14 protein-coding genes are annotated in these 17,842 nt (G+C 67.9%); 2 read left to right on the top strand and 12 right to left on the bottom strand.

Annotated elements, in window-relative coordinates:
• Positions 1–83 precede the first annotated feature (83 nt).
• The 8 genes from E3O32_RS09310 to chvE form a co-directional block, all read right to left on the bottom strand.
• Positions 84–806 carry a phosphatase PAP2 family protein gene (locus E3O32_RS09310; protein WP_134508838.1) on the bottom strand — a complete coding sequence of 241 codons (723 nt, stop codon included), beginning with the start codon at positions 804–806 and terminating at the stop codon, positions 84–86.
• Between the two features lie 175 nt (positions 807–981).
• Positions 982–2,259 (bottom strand): multidrug effflux MFS transporter, encoded by a 1,278-nt coding sequence (locus E3O32_RS09315; protein WP_241974739.1) that lies wholly within the window; start codon positions 2,257–2,259, stop codon positions 982–984.
• Between the two features lie 248 nt (positions 2,260–2,507).
• Complete coding sequence (locus E3O32_RS09320) at positions 2,508–3,677, bottom strand: ROK family protein (RefSeq protein ID WP_241974740.1); 1,170 nt, start codon at positions 3,675–3,677, stop codon at positions 2,508–2,510.
• A gap of 46 nt (positions 3,678–3,723) precedes the next feature.
• Positions 3,724–5,169, bottom strand: a complete 1,446-nt coding sequence (locus E3O32_RS09325; protein WP_134508842.1) for a GH1 family beta-glucosidase — start codon at positions 5,167–5,169, stop codon at positions 3,724–3,726.
• A 136-nt stretch (positions 5,170–5,305) separates the two neighbouring features.
• On the bottom strand, positions 5,306–5,917 hold the full coding sequence (locus tag E3O32_RS09330; protein WP_241974741.1) for a sugar O-acetyltransferase: 612 nt from the start codon (positions 5,915–5,917) through the stop codon (positions 5,306–5,308).
• Between the two features lie 31 nt (positions 5,918–5,948).
• The gene (mmsB, locus tag E3O32_RS09335; RefSeq protein ID WP_134508844.1) at positions 5,949–7,136 is read right to left on the bottom strand and encodes a multiple monosaccharide ABC transporter permease; all 1,188 of its coding nucleotides are present in this window, start codon (positions 7,134–7,136) and stop codon (positions 5,949–5,951) included.
• A 6-nt stretch (positions 7,137–7,142) separates the two neighbouring features.
• On the bottom strand, positions 7,143–8,672 hold the full coding sequence (gene mmsA, locus E3O32_RS09340; protein WP_134508846.1) for a multiple monosaccharide ABC transporter ATP-binding protein: 1,530 nt from the start codon (positions 8,670–8,672) through the stop codon (positions 7,143–7,145).
• Positions 8,673–8,762: 90 nt separating this feature from the next.
• The gene (chvE, locus tag E3O32_RS09345) at positions 8,763–9,896 is read right to left on the bottom strand and encodes a multiple monosaccharide ABC transporter substrate-binding protein (RefSeq protein ID WP_134508848.1); all 1,134 of its coding nucleotides are present in this window, start codon (positions 9,894–9,896) and stop codon (positions 8,763–8,765) included.
• Positions 9,897–10,327: 431 nt separating this feature from the next.
• On the opposite strand from chvE, the gene xylA reads away from it, so the two are divergent.
• Together xylA and E3O32_RS09355 are read left to right on the top strand one after the other, a co-directional pair.
• Entirely contained in the window at positions 10,328–11,518 is a 1,191-nt protein-coding gene (gene xylA, locus E3O32_RS09350; RefSeq protein WP_134508850.1) for a xylose isomerase, read from the top strand.
• Positions 11,519–11,810: 292 nt separating this feature from the next.
• Positions 11,811–13,331, top strand: a complete 1,521-nt coding sequence (locus tag E3O32_RS09355) for a xylulokinase (protein WP_134508852.1) — start codon at positions 11,811–11,813, stop codon at positions 13,329–13,331.
• 31 nt (positions 13,332–13,362) lie between these two features.
• Here the strand turns inward: E3O32_RS09355 and E3O32_RS09360 are convergent, their stop codons facing one another.
• The 4 genes from E3O32_RS09360 to E3O32_RS09375 all read right to left on the bottom strand — a co-directional run bounded on the left by E3O32_RS09360 (position 13,363) and on the right by E3O32_RS09375 (position 17,840).
• Positions 13,363–14,361, bottom strand: coding sequence for an aldose 1-epimerase family protein (locus tag E3O32_RS09360; RefSeq protein WP_241974742.1), 999 nt, complete (start codon positions 14,359–14,361; stop codon positions 13,363–13,365).
• On the bottom strand, positions 14,358–15,875 hold the full coding sequence (arfA, locus tag E3O32_RS09365) for an arabinosylfuranosidase ArfA (RefSeq protein ID WP_134508854.1): 1,518 nt from the start codon (positions 15,873–15,875) through the stop codon (positions 14,358–14,360). Before arfA ends, E3O32_RS09360 begins: the two co-directional genes overlap by 4 nt.
• 70 nt (positions 15,876–15,945) lie before the next feature.
• Positions 15,946–16,884, bottom strand: a complete 939-nt coding sequence (locus E3O32_RS09370; RefSeq protein WP_134508856.1) for a carbohydrate ABC transporter permease — start codon at positions 16,882–16,884, stop codon at positions 15,946–15,948.
• Positions 16,884–17,840, bottom strand: a complete 957-nt coding sequence (locus E3O32_RS09375) for a carbohydrate ABC transporter permease (RefSeq protein ID WP_231382741.1) — start codon at positions 17,838–17,840, stop codon at positions 16,884–16,886. The genes E3O32_RS09370 and E3O32_RS09375 overlap by 1 nt, the downstream gene beginning before the upstream one ends.
• Positions 17,841–17,842: the final 2 nt, after the last annotated feature.

The following is a 17,842-nucleotide window of genomic DNA, read 5'->3' on the forward strand; positions in this document are numbered from 1 at the left end:
ACCCTGCGGCATCCGCTCGTGTCTGCCCCGCATCCCGTCGAATTCGACGGAGATTTTGGGAAAAAATGAGGTTTTGGGGTGTTTCAGGCGTCTTTTCCGGCATTTCTCCGTCGAATTCGACCGCGTGACGGATGCTGCGCCGCGAGGTGCCGTTCGCCGTCGAGTTTCGCGGCGACCGGCGCCCAGAGCAGCACGGCCACCCCCACGCCGAGGAGCAGGCCGCCGATGGTGTCGGTGAGCCAGTGCGCGCCGAGGTAGGTGCGGCTGACCATCATCACCGCGGTGTAGAGCGCTCCGGCCAGCCAGACCCAGACCCGCGGGAAGAGGATGGCCAGGCAGACCGCCATGGTCGCGGCGTTGGCGACGTGGCCGGACGGAAACGAGCCGAAGTCGCTGGTCACCAGCATGTCCTCCGGCCTGGCGCGTCCGAACAGGTTCTTCAGCACCTGCACGAGCCCGCTGCTCACGATCGTCGCCGTGAGGAAGTACCCGGCCGCCCACTTTCGCCGGAGGAGGAGGAAGGCGGCGAGGATGAGCACGGGGATGACGACCACGCCCGCGATGCCGGCGCCGAGGAAGTTCATCGCCAGCGACAGGTACTCCCAGACGGGAGCGCGGTGCTCGATGATCTCATCCATCCACGCGGCGTCGATCCGCAGCGGCCTGCCGTTGTCCCGGTAGACGATGAGTGCTCCGAGCCCGAACGCCAGGGCCACCGCGACCAGCGCGCTCACGAGCGGCCAGCGCCTGGCGATGCGGCGTGCCGCGGGGGCGGCTGCGGTCTCCGGGGGTTTCTCGCTGCTCATCCGTCCATCCTAGGTCGGGGCGCTTCGGGGGCTAACTCAGGAAAATCCGGAACCGGCCGACGACGGATGCCGGGAACACACGGGTCAGGCATCCGTCACTCCCGTTTCTCCTGAGTTAGCCACCTCCCGGACGGTGATGGGGACGGGGATGGGGATGGGGCAGGGTCGGCCGGCCTCAGTGCTCCAGGGCGGGCACGGAGCGCGGGCGCACGACGGTCCACAGCACGATGATCGCGATCAGGGCGGTCGTTCCCATCACCGCGCCCATCGGGATGGCGTTGCCCACCCCGAGCAGGCCGACGATCGGCGAGATCAGGCCGGCGACGCCGAAGTTCGCGGCGCCGAGCAGGGACGCGGCGGTTCCCGCCTCGTGCCCGTGCGCGCTGAGGGCGATCACCTGCACGCTCGGCAGGGTGAACCCGCAGGCCGCGATGAAGAACCAGAGCGGCACCAGGGTGCCCCAGAGCCCGGCGCCGGCCAGGTCGAGCAGCACGATGGCCGCCGAGGTGATGACCAGCACCACCGTCGACACCGCCACGATCCACTGCGGGCCGATGTTGAAGCGGTGCATCAGCCGGGAGCTCAGCTGCACACCGGTGACGATGCCGAGCGAGTTGACGGCGAAGAGGATGCCGTACTGCTGCGCGGAGAAGCCGTAGACCTCCTGGAACAGGAACGACGAAGCGGAGAGGTAGGAGAACAGCCCGGTGAAGGTCATGGCGCCGATGATCGCGACGCCGACGAAGACGCGGTCGCTGAGCACGGCCCGGTAACGCTGGGCGAGGGTGTTGTGCCCGGCTGTGTGCCGTTCGGCGGCGGGCAGGGTCTCGACGATCCAGAACGCGACGGCGAGGATGACGACGGCGCCGTACGCGGCGAGCACCCAGAAGATCCCGCGCCAGCTCATCACGAGGAGCAACTGGGAACCGATGACCGGGGCGAGCACGGGGGCGAGGCCGCTGATCAGGGCGAGGCGGGACAGCATCCGCACCAGCGGCTTGCCGCCGAACAGGTCACGCACCATGGCGAGGGCGACGACGGCACCGGCCGCGGCGCCGAAGCCCTGCAGCAGGCGGAAGACACCTAGCCAGACGATGTCCTGGGAGAGCGCGGCTCCGACGCTGGCGAGGATGTGGAACCCGGTCGCGAGCATCAGCGGCAGCCGGCGGCCGACCTTGTCGCTCCACGGGCCGACGATCAGCTGGCCGAAGCCGAAGCCGATCATCGTGCCGGTGAGGGTGAGCTGGATGGCCGCGGCCGAGACGCCGAGTTCGTTCTGCAGGGTCGGGAAGGCGGGCAGGTACAGGTCGATCGTGAACGGGCCGAGCGCGGTGAGCGCGCCGAGCACGAGCACGTAGACGAGGCGCTGGCGCCGGGTGAGGGCATCCCCGGGGTGCGGGGCGGTCGACCGGAGCTGGGCCTGGGTGATCACGGGAATGACGGCGGTAGTCACGTAGTGGAGTTCCTCGGTGTCGATGGGGAGGTGTCTGGTGGGGACGGCCGGGCGGGCTGACAGGGGCTGAGACGGCGTTCGGGCACCGGGTCACGGGCGACGCTACCGGCAGCGGAACACGGAGCCGCTGTCTGGGACAAGCGGGCCCTGGCCGTTCCTATTCCCCCCGGCCGGGATCCGCGCCGAAGATTGCGCGAATCGGCCGGATCGCGCACCGTGCGGGCGGGCGGGACACGCGGCCGGCCGGGTCAGGAGGTCGGCACACCGCTCGGGTCGTCGAGCAGCCCCTCGAAGGCGAGCTCGGCCGCGCCGATCATGAGCAGGTTGGAGCCCAGCTCGGCCGCGCTGACCCGCACGCTGCCGAACGAGGACACGAGCGTCATCGACGCCACGGCGGCGCGCAACCGGTCGGGGTCGACGGCGAACAGAGCGGCCAGGAACCCGCCGAGCACGACCAGCTGCGGGTTGAGGATGTTGATGGCGCCGGCCAGGGCCACCGCGAGGAAGTCCAGCTGACGGTTGACCTCGTCCCTGACCTGGGGAGAGTCGGAGGCGAGCAGGGCCTGTTCCAGTTCGTCGGCATCCGCGCTCTCGAGCCCGAGCACCCCGAGCAGTTCCTCCCGGGTCACCTCGGCCTCGAGGGTGCCCGTGATCCCGGCGGAGTCGGTGCGGGAGCCGCCGCTCACCCGGGTGTGGCCGAACTCGCCCGCGTACCCGGCGATGCCGCCGACGGGATTGCCGCCGACGATCATTCCGCCGCCGATGCCGCTCGCTCCGCCGTTGAGGTAGATCAGGTCGGTGATGCCCTTGCCCGCCCCGAAATACTGTTCGGCGAGCGCGCCGAGGCTGGCGTCGTTGGCGGCGAAGACCGGGAACCCGGTGAGCTGTTCGAGCATCTCCTTGAGCGGTTCGTCGGTCCAGCCGAGGTGCGGGGCGAAGCGCACCAGGCCGTCGTGGGCGCGCACGAGGCCGGGCACGGCGACGCCGATCCCGACCACCCGGAACCTGGACTCCAGCTCCCCGCGCATCCCCTCGATCACCGCGCCGGCGATGTTCACGGCCTCGCTCGCGCTGGGCGAGCGTTCGGTCGCGTAGCGGATGCGCCGGTGCACTATGCCGTCGAGGCCGACGATCCCGATCGTGACGGCGTCGATCTCGGGGTTCACGGCCAGCGCGACGACCTGCTCGGCGCAGAACACCACCGGGCTGGGCCGGCCGACCTGGTTGGTGGAATCCGGGTCGCGTTCGCCGGCGAGGCCGAGCTGGCCGAGCTCGCCGACGAGGGCCGCGATCGTGGACCGGTTCAGGCCGGTCAGCCGGGTCAGCTGCGCGCGGGAGGTCGGCCCGTTGCGGTGCACGATGCGCAGGATCGCCGAGAGGTTGTGCTGGCGCACGTCGTCATGGTTGCTCCCCTGCACAGCGCCTTCCATTCCACTCGTTGGACCTCAGAATACCGTCCTGCCGCTAACCCTCCGGGATGGTGCCGGTCGACACGAGGCCCCGGTACCAGAGCGCGCTGTCCTTGGGAATGCGCGCCTCGGTCTCGTAGTCGATGTAGACGATGCCGAACCTCTTGGAGTAGCCGTAGGCCCATTCGAAGTTGTCCATGAACGACCAGACCTGGTAGCCGCGGAGGTCGACGCCGCGCTGGATCGCCCGGTGCGCGGCCGTGAAGTGCCGGCGCAGGTAGTCGGTGCGCTCCACGTCGTGCACCGCCGGGCCGGTCGGTTCCTGCACGACGACGTCGGCGAAGGCCGCGCCGTTCTCGGTGATCATCAGCGGCTGGTCGGGGAACTCGTCGTGCAGCTTGACCAGCAGTTCCTCCAGGCCGGCCGGCTCGATGTTCCAGCCCATCTCGGTGTAGGGACCGGGCTGGGCGAGGAACTCGACCCGCCCGGCGCCGGGCCACGGCGAGGCGCCGGCGTCCCCGTGCCCGTCGGAATGCTGGAACGGCGACACGCCGTCCCAGATACGCACGAGCGTCGTGGAGTAGTAATTGACGCCGAGCACGTCGAGCGGCTGGTGGATGATCTCGGTGTCACCGGGCCACACGAACGACCAGTCGGTGATGCCCGCGGTGTCGGCGAGGACATCCGCCGGGTATTCCCCGGTCAGGAGCGGCCCGAGGAAGACCCGGTTGCCGACGCCGTCGATCTGACGCACCGCTTCAGGCCCGGTCTCGCCCTCACCGCGAATGACGTGCAGGTTGAGCGTGATCGAGAAGTCGGGGTCGTTGGTGACGACCTTCTTCAGCTCGGTGATCGCGAGGCCGTGGGCGAGGTTGAGGTGGTGCACCGCGGCGAGCGCCGCCGCGTCCTCGGTGCGGCCCGGCGCGTGCGCGCCGGAGGCATAGCCGAGGTAGGCGGAGCACCACGGCTCGTTGAGGGTGGTCCAGGTGTCGATCCGGTCGCCGAGGGCCTCGCCCATGATGCGCGCATAGTCGGCGAAGGCGTACGCGGTGTCCCGGTTGGTCCAGCCGCCCTCGTCCTCCAGCGCCTGCGGCAGGTCCCAGTGGTAGAGGGTCGCGATCGGGCGGATGCCCCGGGCCAGCAGCCCGTCGACGAGGCGCCCGTAAAACGCGAGACCCTTCTCGTTGGCCGGGCCGCGGCCGGCCGGCTGGATGCGGGACCAGGCGATCGAGAACCGGTACGCGTGCAGGCCGAGGGACTCCATCAGGTCGAGATCTTCCTCGAGGTGGTGGTAGTGGTCACTGGCCTTGTCGCCGGTGTCGCTGTTCTCGACCCTGCCCGGGGTGTGACTGAAGGTGTCCCAGATCGACGGACCCCGCCCGTCCTCGTCGAAGGCCCCCTCGATCTGGTACGCGGCGGTGGCCGAACCGAAGATGAAGCCCTCCGGGAATTCGAGTCCGGAGTCGCGGTAGTCGGGGTTGCCCTGACGGGATACGGTCATGAGAGGGTTGCCTTTCCGTGGGCGGATTCCGTGGTGTCGCCTCCCGCGCGCCGAGCGCGGAATGCCGCGGTCGAGTCACTGTGCACGGTGACACCGTCGCCGTCATCCACAATCGTAAAGGTCACGACGGCGGTTCTCAGTCGGCGTGGTCGACCTCGACGAGGGTGCGGATGACGCGGGCCGGGTTGCCGACGGCGATGACCCCCGGCGGCACGTCCCTGGTGACGACGGAGCCGGCGCCGATGACACTACCGGCGCCGATCGTGACACCGGGGCAGACGACGACGTTCCCGCCGAGCCAGACGTCGTCGCCGATCCGGATCGGCAGCACCCGTTCGTAGCCGGCCCGGCGTTCGCCGACGTCGAGGGCGTGGATCGGGGTGTAGAGGCGTGCGCTCGGCCCGACGAGCACGTTCTTCCCGATCGTGATCTCCCCGCCGCCGAGGGCGAGGAAGTCGGCGTTGATGAAGGTGCCGGACCCCACGTGCAGGCGCGAGCCGTAGTCCAGGTAGAGCGGCGGCCGGAAGTCGACGCCCTCGCCGGCCGTGCCGAGCATCCCGGTGAACAGTTTCTGGGCAGCATCCCTGTCCTCGTCGAAGAGGGCGGTGATCTGCCGGCAGGTGCGCTGGGTGCCTATGGTCAGCTCGGCGAGCTCGGGGCCGGAGCGGTACCGGTACCAGTCCCCCGCCACCATCTTGTCGAATTCCGAGCGACCGGGGTCCGGCGTCGGCCTAGTTGTTTGAGACATGAACATATCCTGTCGGTGGCCGCCCGCCGAATCAGCGTCCGCCGCTGCGGCGCTTGTTGAAGATGTCGAAGGCGACCGCGAGCAGAAGCACAAGCCCCTTGATCGCCATCTGCCACGCCGCGTCGACCGAGAGGATCGAGAGGCCCATGTTGAGGACGCCCATCACCAGGCCGCCGACGATGGCCCCGACGACCGTGCCGATGCCTCCCTGCACCGCGGCACCGCCGATGAAGACGGCCGCGATGGCATCCAATTCGTAGTTCTGGCCGGCGGATGCCACGGCGCCGCCCGCGCGGGCCGTGCTGACGACCCCGGCCAGGCCGGCGAGCACGCCCATGTTGACGAAGACGTAGAAGTTGACCCACTTCGTCTTCACGCCGCTCATCATGGCCGCGAACAGGTTGCCGCCGATGGCGTACACGTGCCGGCCGAACACGGTCTGGTTGAGCATGAACGTGTAGAGCAGGATCAGCACGGCAAGGATGATCAGGATGATCGGAGTGCCGCTGTAGCCCGACAGGAGCCAAGCCAGCCACATGATGGCGACGATCGCGATGCCGTTCTTCAGCCAGAGCTGGGTGAGCGTCTCGCGGGGCAACTCCAGCCGGCGGAGGGTCGCCCGGGTGCGCAGCTGCTGCAGCACGAGCGCCACGCAGGTGACCAGCCCGAGACCCAGAGTCAGCACGTCGCGTCCACCGAGTTCACCAAGGAAGCCCGGCAGCCAGCCGGCCCCGATCGCGGTGAACTGGTCGGGAAGCCCGCTGATGGTGCCGCCGGTCAGCAGGACGAGGGTGAGACCTCGGAAGATGAGCATGCCGGCCAGCGTCACGATGAAGGCGGGGATGCCCACGAACGCCACCCAGAAACCCTGCCAGGCCCCGACCAGCGCACCGACGAGCAGGGCGAGCAGCACGGACGCCCACCAGGGAAGGCCCCACACGTTCGTAGAGATCGCCGAGACCGCACCGACCATGGCGACCACCGACCCGACCGACAGGTCGATATGGCCGGCGATGATCACCACCACCATGCCGACGGCGAGGATCAGCACGTAGGCGTTCTGCTGGATCAGATTGTTGACGTTGCCCGGCAGCAGCAGGCGCCCGTTGGTGAGCACCTGAAACAGCACGACGATGACGACCAGGGCGGCGAGGATTCCGTACTGGCGAAAGTTGATGGCCAGCCGCGGCTTGCGCTTGGCGGGAGTGGTGGTTGTCATTGCGGTTTAGTCCTTTCCCGCAGTCATGTAGTGCATGAGGGATTCCTGGGTGGCGTCGACGCCGGCGACTTCGCCGGTGATCCGGCCGTCGGAGATCGCATAGATGCGGTCGGAGATGCCGAGCAGCTCCGGCAGTTCAGAGGAGATGACGACGACGGCCTTGCCGGCGGCGGCGAGTTCGTTGATGATTCCGTAGATCTCGTACTTGGCGCCGACGTCGATTCCACGCGTCGGTTCGTCGAGGAAGAGGATGTCGGGGCCGGCGAAGATCCACTTCGACAGGACCACCTTCTGCTGGTTGCCGCCGGAGAGTTTGCCGGTGATGGCCGAGACGGTCGGCGCCTTGATATTCATCCGGGTGCGGTAACTCTCGGCGACCTTGTATTCCCGGTGGCGGTCGATCACCCCGTACTTCGCGAGGGTGGCCAGGGCCGCGGCCGAGACGTTGACGGTGATGTCGCCGATCAGGTTGAGGCCGTATTTCTTGCGGTCCTCGGTGGCATAGGCGATCCCATTCCGGATGGCCTCGTCGACGGTCCGCACGGAGATTTCCTCGCCGTTCTTGTAGACCCGACCGGAGATGTTGGTGCCGTAGGAGCGGCCGAACAGGCTCATTGCGAGTTCGGTGCGGCCTGCCCCCATCAGTCCGGCGAAGCCGACCACCTCGCCGGCCCGCACCGTGAAGGAGGCGTTGTCGACGACCTTGCGTGCCGTGTCGACCGGGTGGTAGACCGTCCAGTCCTCGACCCGGAGGATCTCCGCGCCGATCTTGGGTTCGCGCGGCGGGAACATGCTGTTCAGGTCGCGGCCCACCATTGAGCGGATGATCCGGGCCTGGGTGGCATCCGGGCCGTGCATGTCGATCGTCTCGATCGTCTTACCGTCACGGATCACCGTGACGGTGTCTGCGATCCGGCGGATCTCCTTGAGCTTGTGGGAAATGATGATGCAGGTGATGCCCTGCCCGCGGAGGTGTTCGATCAGGTCGAGCAGGTGGTCGGAGTCTTCGTCGTTGAGCGCGGCGGTCGGTTCGTCGAGGATGAGCAGCTTGACCCGCTTGGAGAGGGCCTTGGCGATTTCGACGAGCTGCTGCTTGCCGACGCCGAGTTCGAGTACCTTGGTGGCCGGGTTCTCGTCGAGCCCGACCCTCGCGAGCAGGCTCGACGCCTCGAGGTTTGTCTTGTTCCAGTCGATGACGCCGCGCTTCGAGTTCTCGTTGCCGAGGAAGATGTTCTCCGCAATAGAGAGGTACGGGCTCAAGGCGAGTTCCTGGTGGATGATGACGATGCCGACGGCTTCGCTGTCGTTGATCGAGCGGAAGGTGGCTTCCTCGCCCTCGAATTCGATCCTGCCGTCGTAACTGCCGTGCGGGTAGACGCCGCTGAGCACCTTCATCAGCGTGGACTTCCCGGCCCCGTTCTCCCCGCAAATGCCGTGGACCTTGCCGCGTTCCACTTCGATCGAGACCCCGTCGAGGGCTTTGACCCCACTGAAGTCCTTCTCGATGCCGAGCATCCGAAGAATCGGACTATTCATGACTGGCGCTCCTGTCAGCGTGTTTCATCGGTGGTGCAGCGTGCCGTAGTGGTGGCGGGACCGGCCGGCCCCGCCACCCGGGGAGTCGACCTAGAGGCCGACGTCCGAGGCCTTGATGAACCCGGAATCGATGAGCTTGGTCTGCACGTCGTCCTTGGTGACGACCTCGGGGGCGAGCAGGAACGACGGCACGACCTTCTTGCCGTTGTCATAGGTCTTGGTGTCGTTGACCTCGACCGTGTCGCCCGCCGCGATGGACTGGATCATGGTGAAGACCTGTTTGCCCAGGGTGCGGGTGTCCTTCCAGACGGTCATCGACTGGGCGCCATCGAGGATCGCCTTGACGTTGGCCTTGTCGGCGTCCTGCCCGGTGATCAGCGGGTAGTCAGCGCCGGGCGTGTAGCCCGCGGACTTGAGCGAGGCTTCGATCCCGACGGCCAGGCTGTCGTTGGGCGAGAGCACGACGTTGACCTTCGCGCCGTTGCCGTAGAAGGAGGAGAGACGGTTGTCCATCTCGGCCTGAGACTTGTCAGAAGCCCAGCCCTGGATGCCGAGCGTCGTCCACTCGTCGTTGGACTTGGGCGCCTTGCCGCTGGGCACGACGAGCTGGCCGCTCTCGACGTAGGGCAGCAGCACGTCCCAGGCGCCAGAGAAGAAGAACTTGGCGTTGTTGTCGTCGGGGCTGCCGGCAAAGGGCTCGAGGTTGAACGGGCCCTTGCCATCGGCCAGGCCGAGCTGGGCTTCGATGAACTCGCCCTGCAGCTGCCCGACCTTGTAGTTGTCGAAGGTGGCGTAGTAGTCGACGTCCTTGGTGCCGTTGATCAACCGGTCATAGGCGATCACCGTGGCATCCTGCTTCTTGGCCTCGGCGAGCACGGGCGAGAGCACCTTGCCGTCGATGGATGCAACGACCAGGATCTTGGCACCACCGGCGACCTGGTTCTGGATCTGGCTGATCTGCTGGTCGGTTTTGTTGTCGGCGAACTGGAGGTCGACGGTGCAGCCGGCGTCTTCGAGCTGGGTCTTGAGCCCCTCGCCGTCGTTGATCCAGCGCTCGAGGCTGCGGGTGGGCATCGAGATGCCGACGTTGCAGTCGGCGATGGCCGCGCCGGTGCTTCCGGTGGAGCCGGTGCTGGTGCTGGTGCTGGTGCCCGAACATGCCGCGAGGGAGAGCGCGACCGCTCCCGTGGCAAGGATGGTGAACAGCCTCTTGGTTGTCGTCATGATCTGCTTTCTGCTCTGAATGCTGTGATCGCACAAGGAGGCAGAACTGCCGATCACCTCCTTGTAACGCTGGGTCGACATCCGGTCGAACCGGTATGTTGACAAGCACAACATATAGCAATTGCGAGCGGTCTGACAACCCCCAGGTGAGACCGCGCGTCGAGACGGTCGCCGGGGCGCCAAGCAGGATCGCCTTTCGACGCCTTCCTCGTGCCTGCGAATGTGTCAACTCCGCCCTGGCGCGGTATCCGCGTGCGCCCGGTGAACCGAACGCCGACCTGGCCTCGTTCACCGGGCGGGACGGCGATTGCATCATCGCGCCCCCAACTCGCTCGCCAATTCCGGCCAGGCAGTCGCGCCGGCTCGGATTCTGCCCTAATATGTTCCTAGCAACAACAAATTATCAACGTCGCTGACAGACAAGGATCACCATGGCAATCACGCCCACCCGCGAAGACAAGTTCTCCTTTGGCCTTTGGACCATCGGCTACAACGGCGCCGACCCGTTCGGAGGACCGACCCGGCCGCCGCTCGACGTCGTCGACGGGGTCGAGAACCTCGCCCGGCTGGGTGCCTACGGCCTCACCTTCCACGACGACGACCTGTTCGCCTTCGGTTCCACCGAGTCCGCCCGCCAGTTGCAGATCGACCGGGTCAAGCAGGCCTGCGCCGACACCGGCCTGATCATCCCGATGATCACCACCAACCTGTTCAGCGCCCCGGTGTTCAAGGACGGCGGCTTCACCTCGAACGACCGCAGCGTGCGCCGATTCGCGCTCCGCAAGGTGCTGCGCAACCTCGACCTCGCCGCCGAGCTCGGCGCGAAGACCTTCGTGATGTGGGGCGGACGCGAGGGCGCGGAGTACGACGCTGCCAAGGACATCCGTTCGGCGCTCGAGCGCTACCGCGAGGCCGTCAACCTGCTCGGCGACTATGTCACCGACAAGGGCTACGACATCCGCTTCGCGATCGAACCGAAGCCGAACGAGCCGCGCGGGGACATCCTGCTGCCGACCGTCGGCCACGCGATGGCCTTCATCACGACCCTCGAGCGCCCCGAACTGGTCGGCGTCAACCCCGAGGTCGGCCACGAGCAGATGGCCGGGCTCAACTTCGCCGCCGGCATCGCCCAGGCGCTCTACCAGGGCAAGCTGTTCCACATCGACCTCAACGGCCAGCGCGGCATCAAGTATGACCAGGACCTCGTCTTCGGCCACGGCGACCTGCACAACGCGTTCGCCCTCGTCGACCTGCTCGAGAACGGCGGACCTAACGGCGGACCGGCCTACGACGGGCCGCGCCACTTCGACTACAAGCCGAGCCGCACCGAGGACATCACCGGCGTCTGGGATTCGGCGGCCGCCAACATCCAGACCTACCTGCTGCTCAAGGAGCGCGCCAAGGCCTTCCGCGCCGACCCCGAGGTGCAGCAGATGCTCGCCGCGTCGATGGTGCCCGAGCTCGCCCAGCCCACGCTCGCCGCGGGCGAGAGCTACGACGACCTGCTCGCGGACCGCGCCTCGTACGAGGACTTCGACACGGACGCCTACTTCGGCGGCAAGGGCTTCGGCTTCGTGCGGCTGCAGCAGCTGGCCCTCGAGCACTTGCTCGGCGCCCGCTAGCGGGCATCCTCGCCCCCCCCCCCNCGGTGCGGCATGTCACGCTCATCTGGGGGGCGCGACATTCCGCCGGGGCACCTGCCCCGGCCAGCCGGGTCGTCGGGGCTAACTCAGGAAATCCGGCGGATGCCCCGCCGCGCGGCCCGGAATTCCGCCGCACGCGCCCGGTGGCTTCCGGAATCTCCTGAGTTAGCCCCCCGCCGCAGCCCCGCCGCAGCCCCGCGACAGCCCCGGCGCAGACCGACCCGCAGCACACCCCCACTGAGAACGTCCCATTGAGCGGAGAATCAAAGCCATGTCACTGGTTGCCGGAGTCGACTCGTCGACGCAGAGTTGCAAGGTCGTCATCCGGGATGCCGCAACGGGCGCCCTCGTGCGGAGCGGGCGGGCTTCGCATCCGGACGGCACCGAGGTCGATCCGGAGCAGTGGTGGGACGCGCTGCACGCCGCCCTCGCCGACGCCGGCGGGCTCGCGGATGTCGCCGCCCTCTCGATCGCGGCGCAGCAGCACGGCATGGTCGCGCTGGACGGCGACGGCGAGGTCATCCGCCCGGCCCTGCTCTGGAACGACACCCGCAGCGCCCCGGCCGCGGCCGACCTCGTCGCCGAGGTGGGCGCCACCGAATACGCTCGCCGCACCGGCGTCGTCCCCGTGGCCTCCTTCACCGCCACCAAGCTGCGCTGGCTCCGGGATGCCGAACCCGCCAACGCCCTGCGCGTCGCCGCCGTGGCGCTCCCGCACGACTGGCTCACCTGGCGGCTGCTCGGCTACGGCCCGGCCGGCCGAAGCCCGCTCGGTCCCGACCTCTCCGCCCTGACCACCGACCGGTCCGACGCGAGCGGCACCGGCTACTGGTCCCCGGTCACCGGCGACTACGACCTCGAGCTGTTCGAGCGCGCCCTCGGCCACGCCGCGGTCCTTCCCCGCGTGCTCGGCCCCGGCGCCACCGCCGGCACGACCGTGCACCTGCCGGCCCGTTCGAACGGAGAATTCGGCGACACGCCGGCATCCGTGGCGCGACACGCCGCCTCCGGCCAAGAAACTCCGCCTCAGGCACACACCGCCAGGGCCGACGTCCCGGCCGGGATCGTCGTCGGCGTCGGTGCGGGCGACAACGCCGGCGCCGCGCTCGGCCTCGGCGCATCCGACGGCGACGTGATCGTGTCGATCGGCACGAGCGGCACCGTGTTCGCGGTGACCGACCACCCGGCGACGGATGCCTCCGGCACAGTCGCGGGATTCGCCGACGCCAGCGGGCTCTTCCTGCCCCTCGTCGCCACGCTCAACGCCGCCCGGGTGCTCGACGCCGTGCGCGGGCTGCTCGGCGTCGACCATGACGAGCTCGGCCGGCTCTCCCTCGACGCCGAGCCCGGTGCCGGCGGGCTTGTGCTCCAGCCTTACTTCGAGGGTGAGCGCACCCCGAACCTGCCCGACGCGACCGCCACCCTGTTCGGCCTGACCCTGGCCGGGGCGACCCGGCCGAACCTCGCCCGCGCGGCGGTCGAGGGGCTCCTCTGCGGGCTCGGCGACGGGCTCGACGCCGTGCGGGCCCAGGGCGTGGCGGTGACCCGCATCCTGCTGATCGGCGGTGCGGCCCAAAACCCGGCCGTGCGCACGATCGCCGCCCAGCTGTTCGAGAACCCGGTCATAGTGCCGGCCCCCGGCGAGTATGTCGCGGACGGCGCCGCCGTTCAGGCGGCCTGGGCACTCGCCGATCACCGGCCGGACTGGCCGCTGTCCATCGCCGCCCAGCCGGCGCAAGACTTCCAGCCTGTCATCCGAGCACAGTACGCGGCGCACCGGGTCACCGGCTGACCCGCCCGTTCCGCCCTCCGCCCGCGGCGGGTCACTCCAGCGCGCGGATGCTCCAGCTCGCCCGATGTGACGCCCCCGGCGCCAGGCGGATCAGGTCGGTCCCGGAATTGAAGGCATCCGGCGGGCATGTCATCGGTTCGACGGCCAGTCCCAGACGGTTGAGTCCCGGGGCAGGCAGATCGGCCGTGTGAATCTGCAGCCACCCGCACTCGGGGCCGAAACTCATCGCCACCCCACGGCCGCACACTTCCCTCAGCTCGACGGTTGCCAGGCCAGTGCCGAGCTCGGCACTGAGGCTTCCCCCGACCAGTCCATCGCGGCCGGACCCCTTCCTCGCCGGCTCTCGCACGATCCCGGTGAAGGCATGGTCGATCTTGGTGGCGCCGATCGAGCGGGGCCTGCGAAAGTCGAATGATCCGTCGGGACCGTCGGCGACCTCGGCGAGACCAGCGGGCAGCAGCCGATCGGGCGTGACGCGCAGGTAGCTGTCGGCCGGAAGGGTGAGCAGCCAGCTGTCGAGCGGCGAGTCCCCCGCCCTGAGGTAGGGGTGCGGGCACACTCCATAGGGCGCCGTGCCTCCGCCGACGTTCGTAGCCTCGACGGTCGTCGTGAGCCCGTCGGGGCCGAGCTCATACCGGGCGACCAGATCCAGGTCGAACGGGTAGCCGGCGCTTGACGGCAGCCGGAGCCCGAGGACGACCTCTGCCGTGGTTCGTTCGAGTAGCCGCCAGTTCCGGTCGAAGACGAGCCCGTGCAGGGCGCACTCCCGGCCCGGTTCGTTGACCGGCAGCTGCCGGTCGACACCGTCGACCGGGTAACGACCCGAGGCGATCCGGTTGGGCCAGGGCGCAGCGAGGGCGCCGCGGAAGTTCGGCATCGGCTCGTCGGCGGGGAAGCCGACGATCAGGTCCCGCCCGTCGTGCTGAAGCAATCGCAGGCCAGCCCCGGTCCCGGTCACCACGGCCCGGTACCCGTGCCACTCGAACTCGTACTGGATGCCGTTCGCCGAGACCCCGGCCACAAGCGTCACTCCGTCCGTAGCGCCAGCGCCGTCCACGACACCGGCGGCAGGGTCAGAGTGACCACGCCTGTGCCGAGCGCGGCGGATGCGTTCACTTCCAGCCCTACGCGGTCGCGCGCGTCAAGCGTGTTCGCAGCGTAGACATCCGCGTCGGTCAGCGTCTGGACGTCGACGATCCCGACCGGGCCGAGAGCGGCGATGTCGATCGTGATCAGGGCGTCCTCGGTCTGCGAACGATTCACCAGGAAGACGGATGTCGCCCCGCTCGTCGCATCGTGCGTCGCCACCGCGTCGACCAGCGGCACGGTCCCGTACACGGCGGTGTCGTAGCTGTCCGCCTCGAGCTTCACCTCGAGCGTGACCCCGGTGGCAAGCCGCGAAGTGAGGGCGAACGGGAAGAACGTGCTCTGCCGCCAGGCCGGGCCGTTCGGCTCGGTCATGATCGGCGCGATCACGTTGACCAACTGCGCCAACGACGCGCTCGTCACCCGGTCCGCATGCTTGAGCAGCGAAATCAGCAGGCTGCCGAACACCACGGCATCCGCCACCGTGTACGCGTCCTCGAGCAGGCGCGGCGCGACCGGCCAGTTGTCGATCCCGGTGATCTTGTCGACACCCTCGAACCTGTCGATGTACCAGACGTTCCACTCGTCGAAGGAGATGTTGATGGTCTTGTCGCTGCCGTTGACGGCCTTCACATGGTCGGCCGTGGCGACCACCGATTCGATGAACCGGTCCATGTTCACGCCGGAGGCCAGGAACGATCCGAGGTCGCCGTCCTTCTCTTCGTAGTAGGCGTGGCAGGAAATGTAGTCCACGTCGTCGTAGGTGTGGCCGAGCACGACGCGCTCCCACTCGCCGAAGGTCGGCATCTGTGCGCTCGACGACCCGCAGACAACCAGCTCGATCGACGGGTCTAGCTGGCGCATTCCCTTCGCGGTGCGCGAGGCGATCTTGCCGTAATCATCGGCCGAGCGGTGGCCGAGCTGCCACGGCCCGTCCATCTCGTTGCCCAGGCACCACATCTTGATGCCGAAGGCATCCCGTTTTCCGTTCTTGATCCGCTGCTCAGCGAGGGCGGTGCCATTGCCGAGGTTGGCGTACTCGAGCAGGTCCAGGGCCTCGGCCACACCCCGGGTGCCGAGGTTGACAGCGAGCATGAGTTCACTGCCGACCTTCTCGAGCCATGACGAGAACTCGTGCAGGCCGATCTGGTTGGTCTCGGTGGAATGCCAGGCCAGGTCCAGCCGCGTGGGGCGCTCGGCCCGCGGCCCGACGCTGTCCTCCCAGCGGAAGCCGGAGACGAAATTGCCGCCGGGGTACCGGATCGCAGAGACGCCAAGCTCCTTGACAAGGTCGATGACGTCTTCGCGGAAGCCCTCAGCGTCGGCCGTGGGGTGTCCTGGCTCGTAGATGCCGTCGTAGACACACCGGCCGAGGTGTTCGACGAACGATCCGAAGAGGCGACGGTTGATGGCTCCGACCTGGAAGTGAGGGTCGAGGGTCAGGCGAGCGGTAGACATGGGGTTTCTTTCATCGTGCGGGTCAGGTGGAAAAGAATGAGAAACGGATGCCCGGGGCCGGGATCGGCGACTACTTGAGCGCGCCGAGGGACAGGCCGCCCTGCCAGTACTTCTGCAGGGAGAGGAATGCGATGATGAGCGGCAGCACCGAGACGAAAGCGCCCGTGACGATCAGGTTCCAGACCTGCTCGCCGCCGGCCCCGGCGTTCGAGAGCGCCTGCCAGTTGTTCAATCCCACGGTCACAGGCAGCAGGTTCGGGTCGCTGAGCACGGCCAGCGGCAGGAAAAAGTTGTTCCAGGTGCCGACCACGGAGAGCAGCAGTACGGTGACGATCGCCGGCCGCAGGAGCGGCAACGCCACCTGGAAGAAGGTTCGCAACTCACCGGCTCCGTCGACTCGGGCAGCGTCGAGCAGTTCGTCTGGAATCGCGTCCTGGGTGTACACCCGCATCAGGTAGACGCCGAAGGGGCTCAGGAGCGAGGGCAGGATGACCGCCCAGATCGTGTTGACGAGGCCGATGTTGCTCAGCAGAACGAAGGTCGGGATGACAAGTGCGGTCATAGGCACCATCACGGCGCCGAGCAGCAACGAGAAGAACGCGTTGCGGCCCCGAAACCGGTATTTGGCGAACCCGTAGCCGGCCAGCACCGCAAGTATTGTTGCGCCGACGCCGCCGGTGATCGCGTAGAAGAACGAGTTTCCCAGCCAACGCCAGTAGATCCCGCCCTGGTGTTCGAACAGCCCGGCAATGTTGCTGAACAGGTTGAAGTCCTTGTCGAACCAGAGCGGGCCGCCGGTGCCGCTGAACAGCCCCGACGTGTCCTTGGTCGCGGCGACGGCCAACCACCACAGTGGGGTGATGAAGTAGATCACCAGCACGAGCAGCAGCACGTGCGACCCGATCCGTCGGCCGCCGTCGCGGCCCGAGTTGCGCGGTCGCACGATCACGGTGGGGCCGATGCCGGCCGGATCCGACGGGGCATCCGGCCGGGGCGTGAGAATGGCCATTATTTGAGTCCGCTCTGCTTGCGGGTGACGAAGAGGAAGAGGTAGGAGCCGATGAAGACCACGATTCCGAGCGAGAACGAGATCGCCGAGGCGTAGTTGAACTGGCTGTAGGAGAACGCGAGCGAATAGGCGTACATGTTCGGGGTGTACGAGACCGGAATGGCACCCTGGGCGACGGCGCGCAGCACCTGCGGTTCGGTGAAGAACTGCAGAGTGCCGATCAGGGAGAAGATCAGCACCATGACCATCGACGAGGAGATCATGGGTACCTTGACCCGGAGGGCGATCTGGCGACCGTTCGCGCCGTCCAGGCGCGCGGCCTCATAGATTGCCGGGTCGATGCCGCGGAGGGCGGCGTAGATGATGATCATGTAGTACCCGGCCCACTGCCAGGTCACGATGTTGACCAGGCTCGCGAAAATGCTCCCTTTCGCCAGGAAGTCGGGCGCTGCCAGCCCGATGAGGCCGAAGATGTCGGTTGCGGGACCGAACCGGGGGCTGTACAGGAATCCCCACATCAGCGCGCCGATCACGACGGGGATGGCGTAGGGCACGAAGATCATCAGCCGGGAGAACTTCGACAGCGCGGTGGAAAGATTGTCGAGGACGAGCGCGGCAACGAGCGCGACGATCATCTGGGCGGGGATCATAATCAGAGCGAACTGACCGACCCGGCCGAGGCCACCCAGGAAGATCGGGTCGCTGAACGCTTTGACGTAGTTCGCCAGCCCGGTGAACGTCGTGCCCGTGGCGAGGGTGTTCGTCTGCAGGCTCATCCAGAACGCGTAGGCGAGCGGCGCGACGAGAAAAGTGAGGAAGACGACCCCGAACGGGGCCACGAAGAGCCAGCCCCACCTCTGGCGCTTGCGGTCCATCCGGTCGATGCCGGTTCGTCGCGGCGCGCGTCTCGGAGGCGACAATGCCTTCTTCGCGTTTGCCGCGGTCGTGAGTGCCATGT

Source organism: Cryobacterium mannosilyticum, from assembly GCF_004402705.1.
In the GTDB taxonomy this organism is placed as follows: Bacteria; Actinomycetota; Actinomycetes; order Actinomycetales; family Microbacteriaceae; genus Cryobacterium; species Cryobacterium mannosilyticum.